Origin of the sequence: Acidovorax sp. HMWF018, from assembly GCF_003061035.1 — a bacterium.
Lineage (GTDB): Bacteria > Pseudomonadota > Gammaproteobacteria > Burkholderiales > Burkholderiaceae_C > Acidovorax > Acidovorax delafieldii.
This window is the reverse complement of sequence record NZ_QAIM01000119.1, coordinates 1-14,293: the sequence shown is the minus strand read 5'-3', so window position 1 is coordinate 14,293 and position 14,293 is coordinate 1. Positions and strand designations below refer to the sequence as shown.

The following is a 14,293-nucleotide window of genomic DNA, read 5'->3' as shown; positions in this document are numbered from 1 at the left end:
TCGGTCACCAGTGCGTCGAACGATGCCAGTTCCTGCGGCGTCTTGTCCACACACATCAGAGGCACCAGGGCACCGCCCTGCCCGGCCTCGAAGCGCGCGCGCTGCGCGGGGGTGGCGTCGTCGGGCAGCTCCACCGCCGCGAAGACGAACAGCAGGCGCTGCGGCTCGGGTTGCATGCGCGCAGCCTGCAGCAGGTCGTCAAAACTGGAAATATCCATGAAAAGGTCTCGCAATCAATGAAAGGTGGGAGCCACCAACGCGCTTCAAAATCCAGGCACCACGCCCCGCTTGGCATCCAGTGTGCTCACATAGGCGCCTGCCGCAGGGCGTGCGCGCACCGCCTTGCGCGACAACACGGTGCCGATGCTGATGAAACACAAGGCCTGCTCGGAGGCCGCCAGTTGAAACAAGGCCCGCAGGCTCGGCGCCTTCAGCGCCTTGCCGCTGGTCAGTGCCGAACCGTAGCCTTGCGCGGTGGCCATCAGCAGCATGTTCTGCACGGCACAGCCGGCAGAGACGGTGCGCTCGGCCAGATCAATCTCGGCGTCGCCCCGCTCGGCATCTACCACCGCCAAAAGCAACACCGGGGAGCGGTACGCCTTCTCGCGTGCCTGCTCGGCCTGCTCGGGGGTGGCGGCAGAGTCGCGCTCCAGCAGGGCCTGCGCAAACACATCGGCCAGCGGCGGACGCGCGGCCTGCGGCACCAGGATGAAGCGCCAGGGCAGCAGCTGGCCATGGTCTGGCGCGTGGGCTGCGGCCTGGAGGATCTGCGCCAGCTCGACCGCATTGGGGCCGGGCCCGCCCAGGCGCTTGGGCAGGATGGTCTGACGTGACTGGATCAACGCCGCCGCCAGCCCGGCCACATCGTCAGGCGCACTGGCCCGCGCCGCAGCAGGCTGCGCGCGAGACGAAGGGTTCAACGGCCAGGGAATGACAGACATGGGGAATCCCTCCAATGCTTACCGTGTGTGCCGGGAAGGCCGATGCCGAGCCCGACCGCTCATCCACAGCTCCCCAGGTGCCCACACTGCGTGCAGTAGTCGCAGCCGTCCTTGCGGATGACCGCATGGGCGCCGCACTCGCTGCACTTCTTGCCCGCCATGGCCTGGGGCACGGCCACGGGCGGTGGCGTGGGCTCGTCCAGCGGCAGCTGCTGCTGCACCGGGTCGGCCACGCGGCGGGCCAGGATGTTCTGGATGGCATAGGCCATGGCCGCCACTTCGGAGTCGTGCCACATGGGCACCAGCGTGCCGTCGTCCTTGCGGTGGGTGCCCAGGCGCACCGGGCCGCGGTCCCAGGCGACCTTGCGCATGTCGGACAGCGCCCGCTCCAGAAAACCGCCGCGCGCTGCGAGCGACAGCATGCGCATGCTGGACGTGATCCACTGCTGCGACTCGCCGCTCTGGCCCACGGGCATGAAGAACTCGATGGCGCGGTCCACCGTACCGTTGCCCACGCCCGTGGGCACGGGCAGGAAGGACACGATGAGGTACAGGGTCTTGTGGCCTTCCTGTGTCCAGTACTCAAGCTTCTCAGCCACCGCCGAAAGGCCCCCTTGCGGACGGCTTTCGATCACGGTGCGCATGGGGTCCACCGGGGGTGCGGGTGGCGCCACAGGCGCCGCAGCGGGCGCAGGCGCAGGTTCCGCATGGGTTTCGAGCACCGAACCCAGAATGCTGTTGGGCCGGTAGGTGGCCAGGCCCTTGAGCTTGGCGCGCCAGGCCTGCAGGTACAGGTCCTTGAACCCTTCGTAGGGGTAGTCCGCGGGAATGTTCACGGTCTTGGAGATGGCCGTGTCCACAAAAGGCTGCACGGCTTCCATCATGGCGATGTGGCCTTCGGCCGGCATGGCCAGGGCCGAGACGAAGTAGTCTGGCAACGCCTCCACATCCCCGCCCAGCTCGCGGTACAGGCGCCAGGCATGGTCTTCCACCGCGTATTCGGTGGTGCTGCCGTCGGACTCGCGCTTCTTGCGCTTGTACAACCACGAGAACGGCGGCTCGATGCCATTGGAGGCATTGTCGGCAAAGGCCAGGCTCACGGTGCCCGTGGGCGCGATGGACAACAGGTGGCTGTTGCGGATGCCGTGCTGGTGGATCGCGGCCTTGAGCGATTCGGGCAGCCGGCTCGCAAACGTGCCTTCCGCCAGGTAGCCCCGCGCATCGAACTTTGGAAACGCACCTTTCTCGCGCGCCAGGTCCACCGATGCGGCGTACGCGGCGTCGCGCATGTACTCGGCAATGCGTGCCGCCATCGTGCGACCCTCGGGCAAGTCGTAGCGCAGGCACAGCATGGCCAGCGTGTTGCCCATGCCGGTAAAGCCCACGCCAATACGGCGCTTGGCCATGGCCTCGTCGCGCTGCTGCGGCAGCGGCCAGTAGGTCACATCGAGCACGTTGTCGAGTGCACGCACCTGCAGTGCCACGGCCTGGGTGAATGCGTCAAAGTCAAACGCGGCCACACCGCCAAAACCAAAGGGGTGGCGCACAAAGCGGGTGAGGATGATGGGGCCCAGGTCACAGCAGCCATAGGACGGCAGCGGCTGCTCTCCGCAGGGGTTGGTCGCCGCAATGTCTTCGCAGTAGTGCAGGTTGTTGTCTTCGTTGATGCGCCCCAGGAACAGGATGCCAGGCTCGGCAAAGTCGTAGGCCGACTTCATGATCGTGTCCCACAGCTCGCGCGCGGCCACGGTGGCGTAGATCCACAGGCCATCGGCGCGCTGGCGAGCGCCCTGGGCCAGCAGTGCGGTGCCGGGGCGGGCCTTGTGCACCAGCTCCCACGGTGCGTTGTTCTGCACGGCCTGGATGAACTCGTCCGACACACCCACCGACACGTTGAAGTTGTTCCAGCGGCCTGGCGTGCGCTTGGCGGTGATGAACTCGTGCACGTCCGGGTGGTCGATGCGCAGCACGCCCATCTGCGCACCCCGGCGTGCGCCAGCACTCTCCACGGTGGAGCAGGACTGGTCGAACACGTTCATGTAGCTGCACGGCCCCGATGCCATGGAGGCGGTGGCCTTCACCTGTGCGCCCTTGGGACGGATGCGGGAGAAATCGTAGCCCACGCCCCCGCCACGGCGCATGGTCTCGGCCGCCTCGCGCAGCGCTTCGTAGATGCCCGGAAAGCCTTCGTCATCCACGCCCTGGATGCAGTCACCCACGGGCTGCACAAAGCAGTTGATGAGGGTGGCCTGGATGTCGGTGCCTGCTGCGCTCATGATGCGGCCTGCGCCGATGGCGCCCGCCTTCAGGTTGGCGAGGAACAGGGCCTCGTACTTTGCGCGCAGCTCGTGCTTTTCGACCGAGGCCAGGGCCCGTGCCACGCGCTGGTACAGCTCGTCGGCCGTGGTTTCGCCGGGTTTGAGGTATTTCTCCCGCAGCACATCCAGGCTGATGGGCTGCAGGGACGAGGTGGGGTTGAGTGGGGGCTGGGGTTCGCGTTTCATGGGGGCCGATGATTTGGGTTTCAGGCTGAAACGGGGTTGCGTTCCGTCAAGGAGCGCTCATTCCACTCCGAATGCAGCGCCATGGCAAGTCGGTGGCCGCTCACTCGTCCACCAGCACCTGCCCATCATGCTCCACGTAGGGCTGGTAGGGGCCGGTGCCGCTGTGGTCCGACTGCGAAGCGGGCACAAATCCACCGGTCTGGACGTCGAACACATGCACTTCGCCGTCCTCGATCACATAGTGCCAACCGTGCAGGCTGATCTGGCCCGACTGCACCCGGCTACGCACCATGGGGTACTCCATGAGGCGCTCCAGCTGCAACACCACTGCGCGCTGTTCGGTGCGGCGCAATACCTCGGGACCCGGCTGCATGGGCAACAGTGCCTCGCGCCCCAGGTCCAGCCAGCGGTTGAGGTTGGGGGCCTCGGGCGACACCTCACCATACATCGCCTTGATGGCCCCACAGTGACTGTGGCCGCACACCACGATGCGGCGCACCTGCAGGTTGAGCACTGCGAACTCGATGGCCGCCGTGGTGCCATGGTGGCCATGCGACCCGTCGTACGGCGGGATGAACGCCCCCACATTGCGCACCAGAAACAGCTCGCCCGGCCCCGCACCAGTCAGCAGATAGGGCACCAGGCGGGAGTCGGAACACCCGATGAACAAGGTGGTGGGATGCTGCCCTTCGTCCACCAGCGCCTGGAACTGCTGGCGGTACTGGGGGAAAGCGTCGTCATGGAAGCGGCGCAAGCGGTCCAGCAACTCGTCGGGCATGGGCAGGCAATCAGATAACGGTGGTGTGTGGAGCAACTACTGTACGAGCGGTGTGTCGGCCGCGTCCAGCGCCACCCCTTCGACCACGGCGGCGCCCGCCAGCAGCTGCAAATATTGGCGCAACGCATTCACCCAGGCCTGCTGGCGCAGGGTGAGCGCAATGGCTTGGCGCACCTCTTCGAACGAGGGCTGTTGCCCCGGGTCACGGGCCACCACCTCCACCACATGCAGACCAAAGCGGCTGTGCACCAGGCGTGCCAGCACACCGATCTCAGCACCGCCAAACACCTCGCGCGCGAACTCGGGGGCGCAGTCGGCGCGGGTCAGCCAGCCCAGGTCACCGCCCTGCTGGCCACTGGGGCAGTTGGACCACTGGGCGGCGGCCTTGGCGAACTGTGCACCGCCATCGTCCGCGCAGCGCAGTTCAATCAGCAAGGCCTCGGCCCGCAGGCGCAGCTGCTTCACATCCACGCCCGGTGTCACCGCAAACAGCACATGGCGCAGTTGCGCACGCTCCCCCTGGGCATGGGCCGCAGGGTGGGCCTCGTGGTAGCGGCGGCAGGCTTCCTCTGAAGGATCGGGGAGGTCCAGCTCGCGCTCCAGCAACTGCTCAACGGCATCGGAGGCCTGGACGCTGATGGCGCCCAGGGCACCCGGCACATCGCTCGCGGGCAGCAGACCCGCTTGTTGCGCCGCCTGGCGCAGCAACTCGGTGCACGCACGCTGGCGCAGGGCCTCTTCGTCCAGCGACTCGTGCGGGGCGTTGAGGGCCACGCCATTGACGCGTGCCACCTCGGCCGCCACCGAGCCCCTGCCCCCCATGGCGCCGGCTTGTGGTGCCAGGGTGGCTTGCAGGGGCACATCGTCCATCGTTGCCACCAGGGCCTCGTAGGCCGCAGCCTGCGTCGGGGTCAGCGTGCTGGCAGGTGCTGCCGCCACGCCGCTGTCAGTGGAGCCACATCCGCAGCTCCCGGTTCCACATCCGCTCATGGTGTGCTCCTTGATAGTCGGTGGATTTCAGGCGCGGCGGTCTTGCGACTGCATGTGGCCTGGGGGCAGGTTCAAGCGGCGCGCACGCACCACCTGGTAGGGGCGCAGCACATAGGCCAGCGTGCCAAAGCCACTCCACACATGCACCAGGCGGGTGAAGGGGAAGACCAGGAAGATGCTCATGCCCAGGAACATGTGGGCCTTGAAGATCCAGCCCGCCTCGGCCAGCAGCTCCACCCCGCCGCTGCGGAAGGTCACCACCCGTTGCCCCCATTCGGCCAGCTTCATCATCATGGAGCCATCCAGATGCTGCGCCGACAGCGGAATGGTGGCCAGGCCCAGTGCCAGTTGCAGCCACAGCAGCACCAGAATCAGGATGTCGCTGGTCTTCGACGTCGCGCGGATGCGAGGGTCCGACAGGCGGCGGTGCAGCAGGATAGACAGGCCGATGAAGCCCAGCGTGCCCGCGAGGCCTCCCGTCACCATGGCCATGAGCTGCTTGGCGCCCGCACTCATGAAGTGCTCGTACACAAAGTGCGGCGTGAGCATGCCCACCGTGTGGCCGAAGAACAGGAACAGCACGCCGATGTGGAACAGGTTGCTGCCCCAGCGCAGGCTGCCGGAGCGCAGCAGCTGCGACGAGTCACTCTTCCAGGTGTACTGGTCACGGTCAAACCGCGCCCAGCTGCCGATGAAGAACACGGCCAGGCAAATGTAGGGATAGATGCCAAACAGCAGGGTGTCAAGCCAGGTGGTCATGCTGAGACTCCTTCGGGTGCCCGCTCGGCGCGGGGGGTACGAACAAAATGCAGGGGCTGCGGCTGGTCGGGCTTGGACTGGCCCTGGGTGCTGCAACCGCCAAACGCTTCGGGCTCGGCCCAGACCTCGTCCATGGGCGGCTCGGGCGTGAGCGCCACCGACTGCACACGCTGGCCCGAGACTTCGAGCACGGCGGCGATCACGCTGGCGTAGGGGCTGTTGCGCGCCACGAGGGCGCTGAACAGCGCATTGAGGATGTGGGCCATTTCGCCCAGAAACTCCCTGGCCACTTCGGGCGGCTGGGTCGAGGCGAACTCCAGCACCACCGGCAGGTGGTCGGGCAGCTCCTCTGCCTGGAACTGCAAGCCAGCCTTCTCGTAGGTCTGCAGCAGGTCGATGAGCGCCGGGCCACGGTCGCGCGAGTCGCCGTGCACATGCTCGAACAGGTGCAGCGAGGTCTGGCGGCCGCGATCAAAGTTGTCCACGTAGCGGGCTTCGGCTTCCAGCGGGTCGAGTGCAGCCAGGTGCTCGCACACCGCCTTCAACTCCTCCATGCGCTCGGCCGTCAGGGCTTGCTCGGCCTGCAGAGCGTCGATGAGCTGCGGCATCACGCTGCGCAGCTGAGCATCGGGGTAGCTCAGCAGGTAGCCCAGGGCGCGCAGGGTCAGGCGCACGGAGGTCGGGTTCTTCTTGAACATGGTGATTCCTTCCGTGTCGCTCAAACAGTCGCTTTGATGGGAATGGTCCGCGGCTTCTTGCCACCGAACATACTGGTCTCGGTGGCGCCGTCGGAGCAACCGTTGCCAAACGAGAAGCCGCAGCCGCCCCGGATGTCGAACGCGTTTTCTGCGTACTCGCGGTGGGCCGATGGGATGACGAAGCGGTCCTCGTAATTGGCAATCGCCATCACGTGGTACATCTCCTCGACCTCGGCCATCGACAGGCCCGCCTGCTGGAGCACCGACAGGTTCTGGCGCTGTTCCACATGCTTGTCGCGCTGGTAGGTGCGCATGGCCAGCATGCGCTCCAGCGCCCGCACCACGGGCCCGGTGTCACCGGCGGTGAGCAGGTTGGCCAGATACTGCACAGGAATGCGCAGCTGCGACACGTCAGGGATCTCGCCATTCACGCCCACATGGCCGGCATTGGCCGCGGCCGTGATGGGCGAGAGCGGCGGTACATACCAGACCATGGGCAGCGTGCGGTACTCGGGGTGCAGCGGCAGGGCCACCTTCCAGTCCACCGCCATCTTGTAGACGGGGCTGTTGCGGGCGGCGTCCATCCAGCTGTCCGGGATGCCGTCGATGCGGGCCTGCTTGATGACATCGGGGTCGTTCGGATTCAGGAAGATGTCGAGCTGGGCCTGGTACAGGTCCCGGTCGCGCTCCACACTGGCGGCTTCCTGGATGCGGTCTGCGTCATACAGCAGCACACCCAGGTAGCGGATGCGGCCCACGCAGGTTTCCGAGCACACGGTCGGCTGGCCCGCTTCGATGCGGGGGTAGCAGAAGATGCACTTCTCGGCCTTGCCCGATTGCCAGTTGTAGTAAATCTTCTTGTAGGGGCAGCCTGAGACGCACATGCGCCAGCCACGGCACTTGTCCTGGTCGATCAGTACGATGCCATCTTCTTCGCGCTTGTAGATCGAGCCGCTGGGGCACGATGCCACGCACGCCGGGTTCAGGCAGTGCTCGCACAGGCGCGGCAGGTACATCATGAAGGTGTTTTCGAACTGGCCGTAGATGTCCTTTTGCACATCGTCGAAGTTCTTGTCCTTGCTGCGCTTGCTGAACTCGCCGCCCAGAATTTCTTCCCAGTTCGGGCCCCACTCGATCTTCTCCATGCGCTTGCCGGTGATCAGGCTGCGCGGGCGGGCCGTGGGTGCGGCCTTGGTTTCAGGCGCGGACTGCAGGTGGTCGTAGTCGAACGTGAAGGGCTCGTAGTAGTCGTCGATCTGCGGCAGGTTGGGGTTGGCGAAGATGCGCATGAGCAGCTTCCACTTGCCGCCCTGGCGGGGCGCGATGGAGCCGTCGGGGCTGCGCACCCAGCCGCCATTCCACTTGTCCTGGTTTTCCCATTCCTTGGGGTAGCCGATGCCGGGCTTGGTTTCGACGTTGTTGAACCAGGCGTATTCCACCCCGGGGCGGCTGGTCCAGACGTTCTTGCAGGTGACGGAACAGGTGTGGCAACCAATGCACTTGTCCAGGTTCAGCACCATGCCGATTTGTGCGCGAATTTTCATCGTGTTTCTCCTTGGCTTCAGGCGTGGGCTGCGGTGCTGGACACAGGCTCATCGTCGAGCCAGTCCACGCGGTCCATCTTGCGCACCAGCACGAACTCGTCGCGGTTGGTGCCGATGGTTCCGTAGTAGTTGAAGCCGTAGCTGTACTGTGCGTAGCCGCCAATCATGTGGGTGGGCTTGAGCACGATGCGCGTGACCGAGTTGTGGATACCGCCACGGGTGCCGGTGATCTCGGAGCCAGGGGTGTTGATGATCTTCTCTTGCGAGTGGTACATCATCACCATGCCGGGGTTTACACGCTGGCTCACCACCGCACGGGCTGCAATGGCACCGTTGGCGTTGAAGAGTTCGACCCAGTCGTTGTCCACGATGCCAGCGACCTTGGCGTCGTCCTCGCTCAGCCACACCACCGAGCCACCCCGGTTGAGCGTGAGCATCATCAGGTTGTCGCTGTACGTGCTGTGGATGCCCCACTTCTGGTGCGGCGTGATGAAGTTCAGCTGGATCTCTTTGTTGCCGTTGGGCTTCTTGCCTTCGACTTCGTGCAACGTCTTGAGGTGCACCGGTGGGCGGTAGCTCACAAAGCCTTCGCCGAAGTCACGCATCCACGGGTGGTCCTGGTAGAACTGCTGGCGGCCCGTGAGCGTGCGCCATGGGATGTACTCGTGCACGTTGGTGTAGCCCGCGTTGTAGCTGACCTTCTCGCTTTCCAGACCCGACCAGGTGGGTGAGCTGATGATCTTGCGTGGCTGCGCCTGGATGTCGCGGAAGCGGATCTTCTCGTCCTCGCGGTGCAGCGCCAGGTGCACGTGGTCACGGCCGGTCTGCTTGCCCAGGGCCTCCCAGGCCTTGCAGGCCACGTGGCCATTGGTTTCAGGCGCGAGCATCATCACCACTTCGGTGGCGTCGATGTCGGTCACGATGCGGGGCATGCCCTGCGTCACGCCCTCTTCCTTCACGCGGCCGTTCAGGTCACCCAGCTGGCCCACCTCGATCTGCGTGTTCCAGCCAATGCCCTTGCCGCCGTTGCCCACCTTCTCCATCAGCGGGCCCAGCGCGGTAAAGCGTTTGTAGAGGTTGGGGTAGTCGCGCTCGACCATCGTGACCTGCGGCGCGGTCTTGCCGGGGATGAGTTCGCACTCGCCCCGCTTCCAGTCGCGCACACCATAGGGCTGTGCCATTTCGCCGGCCGTGTCGTGCATGATGGGTGTGAGCACCACGTCCTTTTCGACGCCCAGATGGCCCACGCTGACCTCGCTCACGGCCTTGGCGAAACCCTTGTAGATCTCCCAGTCGCTCTTGGCCTGCCAGGCAGGGTCCACCGCTGTGGACAGCGGATGGATGAAGGGGTGCATGTCGCTGGTGTTGAGGTCGTTCTTCTCGTACCAGGTGGCCGTGGGCAAGACGATGTCGGAGTACAGGCAGGTGGTACTCATGCGGAAGTCGAGCGTGACCAGCAGGTCCAGCTTGCCTTCGGGCGCGTTGGTGTGCCACTGCACTTCCTCGGGCTTGGCTTCGTCCTTGCCCAGGTCCTTGCCCTGCACGCCGTGGGTGGTGCCCAGCAGGTGCTTGAGGAAGTATTCATGCCCCTTGCCCGACGAGCCCAGGATGTTGGAGCGCCACACGAACATGTTGCGCGGCCAGTTGGCGGGGTGGTCCGGGTCTTCGCAGCTCATCTGCAGGCTGCCGTCTTTCAGTGACTGGACCACGTAGTCCTTGGCGTCCATGCCCCGGGCTGCGGCGTCCTTGGCCACCTGCAGCGGGCTGGTCTTGAGCTGGGGGGCGGATGGCAGCCAGCCCATGCGCTCGGCGCGCACGTTGTAGTCGATCTGCGCGCCGTGATAAGCCTTCTTGTCGGCCAGCGGCGAGAGGACCTCCTCCATGCCCAGCTTCTCGTAGCGCCACTGGTCGGTGTGGGCATAGAAGAAGCTGGTGCTGTTCATCTGGCGCGGTGGGCGGATCCAGTCCAACGCAAAGGCCAGCGCCGTCCAGCCGGTCTGTGGGCGCAGCTTTTCCTGGCCCACGTAGTGCGCCCAACCGCCACCACTCTGACCGATACAGCCGCAGAGCATCAGCATGTTGATGATGCCGCGGTAGTTCATGTCACTGTGATACCAGTGGTTCATGGCCGCACCGATGATGACCATGGACTTGCCATGGGTCTTGTGCGCGTTGTCGGCAAACTGGCGGGCCACGGTGATGATCTGATCGCGCGGCACACCGGTGATCTTTTCTTGCCAGGCGGGCGTGTAGGGGCGGTCGCTGTCGTAGGTGACGCCCTGCTCTTCGCCGGGCAGACCCCGGTCAATGCCGTAGTTGCCAGCCAGCAGGTCGAACACGGTGGCCACCATCACCCGGCCCTGGGCTTCGTGCCCGGCCAGCTCCAGGTGGGACACCGGCACGCGGCGCACCATCACATCGCCGCCTTGTTCGTTGGCCGTGAAGTTGGGCGTTGCCACGCCGCCGAAGTACGGGAAGGCCACATCAGCCACATCATGGGCCTGCGCGCCGTCCTCGATCACCGAGAGCTTGAGCTTGACGGTGTTGCCGGTGCGCGCTTCCTTGTTCTCCAGGTTCCACAGGCCCTGGTCGGCACGTCCGTCGGCCCCCCAGCGGAAGCCGATGGAGCCATTGGGCAGCGTGACCTGGCCCAGTTCGTCGTAGCCCACGGTCTTCCAGTCGGGGTTGTTGGACTGGTCGAGCTTGTTCGGAAAGTCGCTGGCGCGCACATAGCGGTCGGGCACCATCACCGTCCGGCCATCGGGCAGCGTCTTTTCCTTGAGCACCACCAGCAGCGGCAGGTCGGTGTAGCGGCGCGCATAGTCGTCGAAGTACGCCGAACGGCCCTTGCCGCCGTCCTTGAAGTAGAACTCCTTCAGGATCACATGGCCCATGGCCATGGCAACGGCTGCGTCGGTGCCCTGCTTGGGGTGCATCCACAGGTCGCCGAGCTTGGCGACTTCGGAGTAGTCGGGCGTGATGGACACCACCTTGGTGCCCTTGTAGCGCACCTCGGTCAGGAAGTGCGCATCCGGCGTGCGCGTCTGGGGCACATTGGAGCCCCAGGCAATGATGTACGAGCTGTTGTACCAGTCGGCCGACTCGGGCACGTCGGTCTGCTCGCCCCAGGTCTGTGGGCTGCTGGGGGGCAGGTCGCAGTACCAGTCGTAAAAACTCATGCACACGCCGCCGATGAGGCTTAGGTAGCGCGAACCCGCAGCGTACGAAATCATCGACATCGCCGGGATGGGCGAGAAGCCGATGATGCGGTCCGGGCCGTGCTTCTTGATGGTGTACACGTTGGCCGCAGCGATCATCTGGTTGACTTCGTCCCAGGTGCTGCGCACAAAGCCGCCCAGGCCGCGCTGCTTTTGCCATTCGCGCTTGGAGGCATCGTTCTCGACGATGCTGGCCCAGGCGTCCACCGGGCTCTTGGCCAGGGCGATGGCGGCGCGCCAGTGCTTGAGCAGGCGGCCGCGCACCATGGGGTACTTCACGCGGTTGGCGCTGTACAGGTACCAGCTGTAGCTGGCGCCGCGTGCACAGCCACGGGGTTCGTGGTTGGGCAGGTCGGGCCGGGTGCGGGGGTAGTCGGTCTGCTGGGTTTCCCAGGTGACGATGCCGCCTTTGACGTAGATCTTCCACGAGCAGGAGCCCGTGCAGTTCACGCCGTGGGTGCTGCGCACGATCTTGTCGTGTGCCCAGCGGTCACGGTAGGCGTCTTCCCAGGTGCGATCTTCACCATTGGTTTCGCCATGGCCCTGGGCAAAGGTCTCGCGGGGCTGCGAGAAGTACGAAAGGCGGTCGAGGAAATGGCTCATCGGGGGCTCCTTGTTCTGTTCTGTTCAGGGGTCATCAGCAAGGCATGGCGGCGTTCTTGCGCGCGTAGTGCCACCAGGTGATCACGATGCAAACGAGGTAGAAGGCGAAGAACGTCCACAGCGCGGCATGGGGGCTGCCGGTCAGCGCAATGGAGCTGCCATAGCTCTTGGGAATGAAGAACCCGCCGTAGGCCGCCATGGCGGCCGTGAAGCCCAGCGTGGCGGCGCCCAGGGTGTTGCCTTCCTTGTTGGCCTGGGCCACGGCCGCAGTGTTGCGGGGGTCCACACCGCGCATGGCTTCAGTCAGGAAGATCACGGGGATCATCCGGAAGGTGGAGCCATTGCCGATGCCGGTGGTGAGGAACAGCACCAGGAAGCACACGAAGAAGCCTGCAAACTGACCTTCATTGCCTGCGGATGGCAGGAACACCGTGACGCCCACCACGGCAATCGCCATGACGATGAAGTTCCACAGCGTGACGCGCGCCCCGCCGAGCTTGTCGGCCAGCCACCCGCCAAACGGCCGGACCACCGCGCCCACCAGCGGCCCCAGCCAAGCGTAGGCCAGGGGGTTGATGTTAGGAAACTGGCTCTTGATGAGCAGCGGGAAGCCTGCGGCATAGCCGATGAACGACCCGAAGGTGCCGAGGTACAGCACACACATCAGCCAGTTGTGCTTGCGCTTGAAGATGGCGGCCTGCGCAGCGAACGAGGCACGCGCATCGGCAATGTCGTTCATGCCGAACCAGGCGGCCAGCGCCGTCAGCGCAATCCATGGCACCCAGATGAAGGCGGCGTTCTGCGTCCACACCTGCGCGGTCTGGCCGTTCTTCACAATGGTCTGGGCATCGCCACCAAAGACCCCAAAGATACCGGCCGTAACGACCAGAGGGCTGAGGAACTGCACCACCGACACGCCCAGGTTACCGAGGCCCGCATTCACACCCAGCGCGGAGCCCTTGCGCTCCTTCGGAAAGAAGAAGCTGATGTTGGCCATGCTGGAGCTGAAGTTGCCGCCGCCCAGGCCACACAGCAGCGCGAGGATGAGCATGGTGGGGTAGGCCGTGGTGTTGTCCTGCACCGCAAAGCCGATGCCGATGGCCGGGATCAGCAGCGAGGCGGTGGAGATCGCCGTCCAGCGGCGGCCACCGACCAGCGGCACCATGAACGAGTAGAAGATGCGCAGCGTGGCGCCCGAGAGCGCGGGTGCCGCCGCCAGCCAGAACAGCTGGTTGGTCGAATACTTGAAGCCCAGGCCCGGCAGGCTCACGGCGACCACGCTCCAGACCTGCCAGATGGCGAAGGCCAGGAACAGTGCGGGCACCGAGATCCACAGGTTGAGCTTGGCGACGGCTTCGCCCTCGCGCTCCCAGAACTTCTTGTCCTCGGGTGCCCAAAGGGTGAGCAGACGCCCCTGGCGCCCGCTGTTGGTGGTCGTGGCAGACATGGTGAGGGTTCCTTCGAGAAAAATCAGCGGGCGGCCGGCTGTGCGGCGGCACCTTGCGAGCCCATGAGGCGGGTGTTGCGCACTTCGGTGAAGTACATCCAGATGAGCGAGACCCAGACCACGCCGTACATCAGCATGAAAGCGCTGGAGCGGATGCCCGTGAGGTCCATCAGCGCGCCGAACAGGATGGGCAGGATGAAGCCGCCCATACCGCCGGCCAGGCCCACGATGCCGCTGATGGCGCCGATGTTCTGGGGGTAGTCGTCGCTGATGTACTTGAAGACGCTGGCCTTGCCGAAGGCCCAGCAGATGCCCAGCAGGAACATCAGGCCGGTGAACAGGTACACGTTCAGGCCGATGTGGAAGGTCTTGGGGCCGTTGACGGTGACGATGGTGAAATCGGTCTGGGGGTAGCTCAGCAGGAACAGGCAGATCCAGCTCACCCACATCACCCACCAGGTCACGCTGTGGGCGCCGTACTTGTCACTCAACATGCCTCCAATGGCGCGCAGCACGCCGCCGGGCAGCGAGAAGCACGCGGCCAGCAGCGCCGCCACGCGGATATCAAGGCCAAACTCGCCCACGTAGTACTGCACCATCCACAGCGACAGCGCCACATAGCCGCCAAACACGATGCTGTAGTACTGGCAGTACTTGAGCACCTTGGGGTCCTTGAGCGCCTTGAGCTGGTCGGTGAACTTGACGTTGCTGGGCACCAGGTGGGCCGGGTCGCTGTAGCTGAACAGCCAGAACAGCACCAGCGTGCCGAGCATGATGGCCGCATACACCTGTGGCACCATGGTCCAGCCGA

At 65.2% G+C, this 14,293-nt stretch carries 10 protein-coding genes and 1 pseudogene; all 11 read right to left on the bottom strand.

The annotated features are described in order from the left end of the window. Positions 1 to 218 (bottom strand): annotated as a pseudogene (locus tag DBR23_RS04425) (ribonucleotide reductase subunit alpha); the annotation flags it as partial. 45 nt (positions 219 to 263) lie between these two features. Continuing rightward, complete coding sequence (locus DBR23_RS04420; protein ID WP_199227631.1) at positions 264 to 941, bottom strand: nitroreductase; 678 nt, start codon at positions 939 to 941, stop codon at positions 264 to 266. 59 nt (positions 942 to 1,000) lie between these two features. Beyond that, positions 1,001 to 3,445, bottom strand: a complete 2,445-nt coding sequence (locus DBR23_RS04415) for an adenosylcobalamin-dependent ribonucleoside-diphosphate reductase (RefSeq protein ID WP_108497438.1) — start codon at positions 3,443 to 3,445, stop codon at positions 1,001 to 1,003. 100 nt (positions 3,446 to 3,545) lie between these two features. After that, positions 3,546 to 4,223 carry a carbonic anhydrase gene (locus tag DBR23_RS04410; protein WP_015012284.1) on the bottom strand — a complete coding sequence of 226 codons (678 nt, stop codon included), beginning with the start codon at positions 4,221 to 4,223 and terminating at the stop codon, positions 3,546 to 3,548. A gap of 36 nt (positions 4,224 to 4,259) precedes the next feature. Next, the gene (locus tag DBR23_RS04405) at positions 4,260 to 5,093 is read right to left on the bottom strand and encodes a peptidylprolyl isomerase (protein ID WP_369882081.1); all 834 of its coding nucleotides are present in this window, start codon (positions 5,091 to 5,093) and stop codon (positions 4,260 to 4,262) included. Between the two features lie 147 nt (positions 5,094 to 5,240). Continuing rightward, complete coding sequence (narI, locus tag DBR23_RS04400; protein WP_108497437.1) at positions 5,241 to 5,972, bottom strand: respiratory nitrate reductase subunit gamma; 732 nt, start codon at positions 5,970 to 5,972, stop codon at positions 5,241 to 5,243. Continuing rightward, positions 5,969 to 6,670, bottom strand: coding sequence for a nitrate reductase molybdenum cofactor assembly chaperone (gene narJ, locus DBR23_RS04395; RefSeq protein ID WP_108497439.1), 702 nt, complete (start codon positions 6,668 to 6,670; stop codon positions 5,969 to 5,971). Before narJ ends, narI begins: the two co-directional genes overlap by 4 nt. A 20-nt stretch (positions 6,671 to 6,690) precedes the next feature. Next, positions 6,691 to 8,214 carry a nitrate reductase subunit beta gene (gene narH / locus DBR23_RS04390; RefSeq protein WP_108497436.1) on the bottom strand — a complete coding sequence of 508 codons (1,524 nt, stop codon included), beginning with the start codon at positions 8,212 to 8,214 and terminating at the stop codon, positions 6,691 to 6,693. Positions 8,215 to 8,231: 17 nt separating this feature from the next. After that, the gene (locus DBR23_RS04385; protein WP_108497435.1) at positions 8,232 to 12,035 is read right to left on the bottom strand and encodes a nitrate reductase subunit alpha; all 3,804 of its coding nucleotides are present in this window, start codon (positions 12,033 to 12,035) and stop codon (positions 8,232 to 8,234) included. A 34-nt stretch (positions 12,036 to 12,069) separates the two neighbouring features. Further along, positions 12,070 to 13,482 (bottom strand): NarK family nitrate/nitrite MFS transporter, encoded by a 1,413-nt coding sequence (locus DBR23_RS04380; RefSeq protein ID WP_108497434.1) that lies wholly within the window; start codon positions 13,480 to 13,482, stop codon positions 12,070 to 12,072. Positions 13,483 to 13,505: 23 nt separating this feature from the next. Then, a partial coding sequence (locus DBR23_RS04375; RefSeq protein ID WP_146191225.1) for a nitrate/nitrite transporter occupies positions 13,506 to 14,293 on the bottom strand: 788 nt, incomplete at its 5' end.

Bases quoted from the DNA above. Each gene is read 5' to 3' on its own strand.
- DBR23_RS04420 (WP_199227631.1), bottom strand. From the start codon at position 941: ATGTCTGTCATTCCCTGGCCGTTGAACCCTTCGTCTCGCGCGCAGCCT.
- DBR23_RS04415 (WP_108497438.1), bottom strand. From the start codon at position 3,445: ATGAAACGCGAACCCCAGCCCCCACTCAACCCCACCTCGTCCCTGCAG.
- DBR23_RS04410 (WP_015012284.1), bottom strand. From the start codon at position 4,223: ATGCCCGACGAGTTGCTGGACCGCTTGCGCCGCTTCCATGACGACGCT.
- DBR23_RS04405 (WP_369882081.1), bottom strand. From the start codon at position 5,093: ATGGACGATGTGCCCCTGCAAGCCACCCTGGCACCACAAGCCGGCGCC.
- narI (WP_108497437.1), bottom strand. From the start codon at position 5,972: ATGACCACCTGGCTTGACACCCTGCTGTTTGGCATCTATCCCTACATT.
- narJ (WP_108497439.1), bottom strand. From the start codon at position 6,670: ATGTTCAAGAAGAACCCGACCTCCGTGCGCCTGACCCTGCGCGCCCTG.
- narH (WP_108497436.1), bottom strand. From the start codon at position 8,214: ATGAAAATTCGCGCACAAATCGGCATGGTGCTGAACCTGGACAAGTGC.
- DBR23_RS04385 (WP_108497435.1), bottom strand. From the start codon at position 12,035: ATGAGCCATTTCCTCGACCGCCTTTCGTACTTCTCGCAGCCCCGCGAG.
- DBR23_RS04380 (WP_108497434.1), bottom strand. From the start codon at position 13,482: ATGTCTGCCACGACCACCAACAGCGGGCGCCAGGGGCGTCTGCTCACC.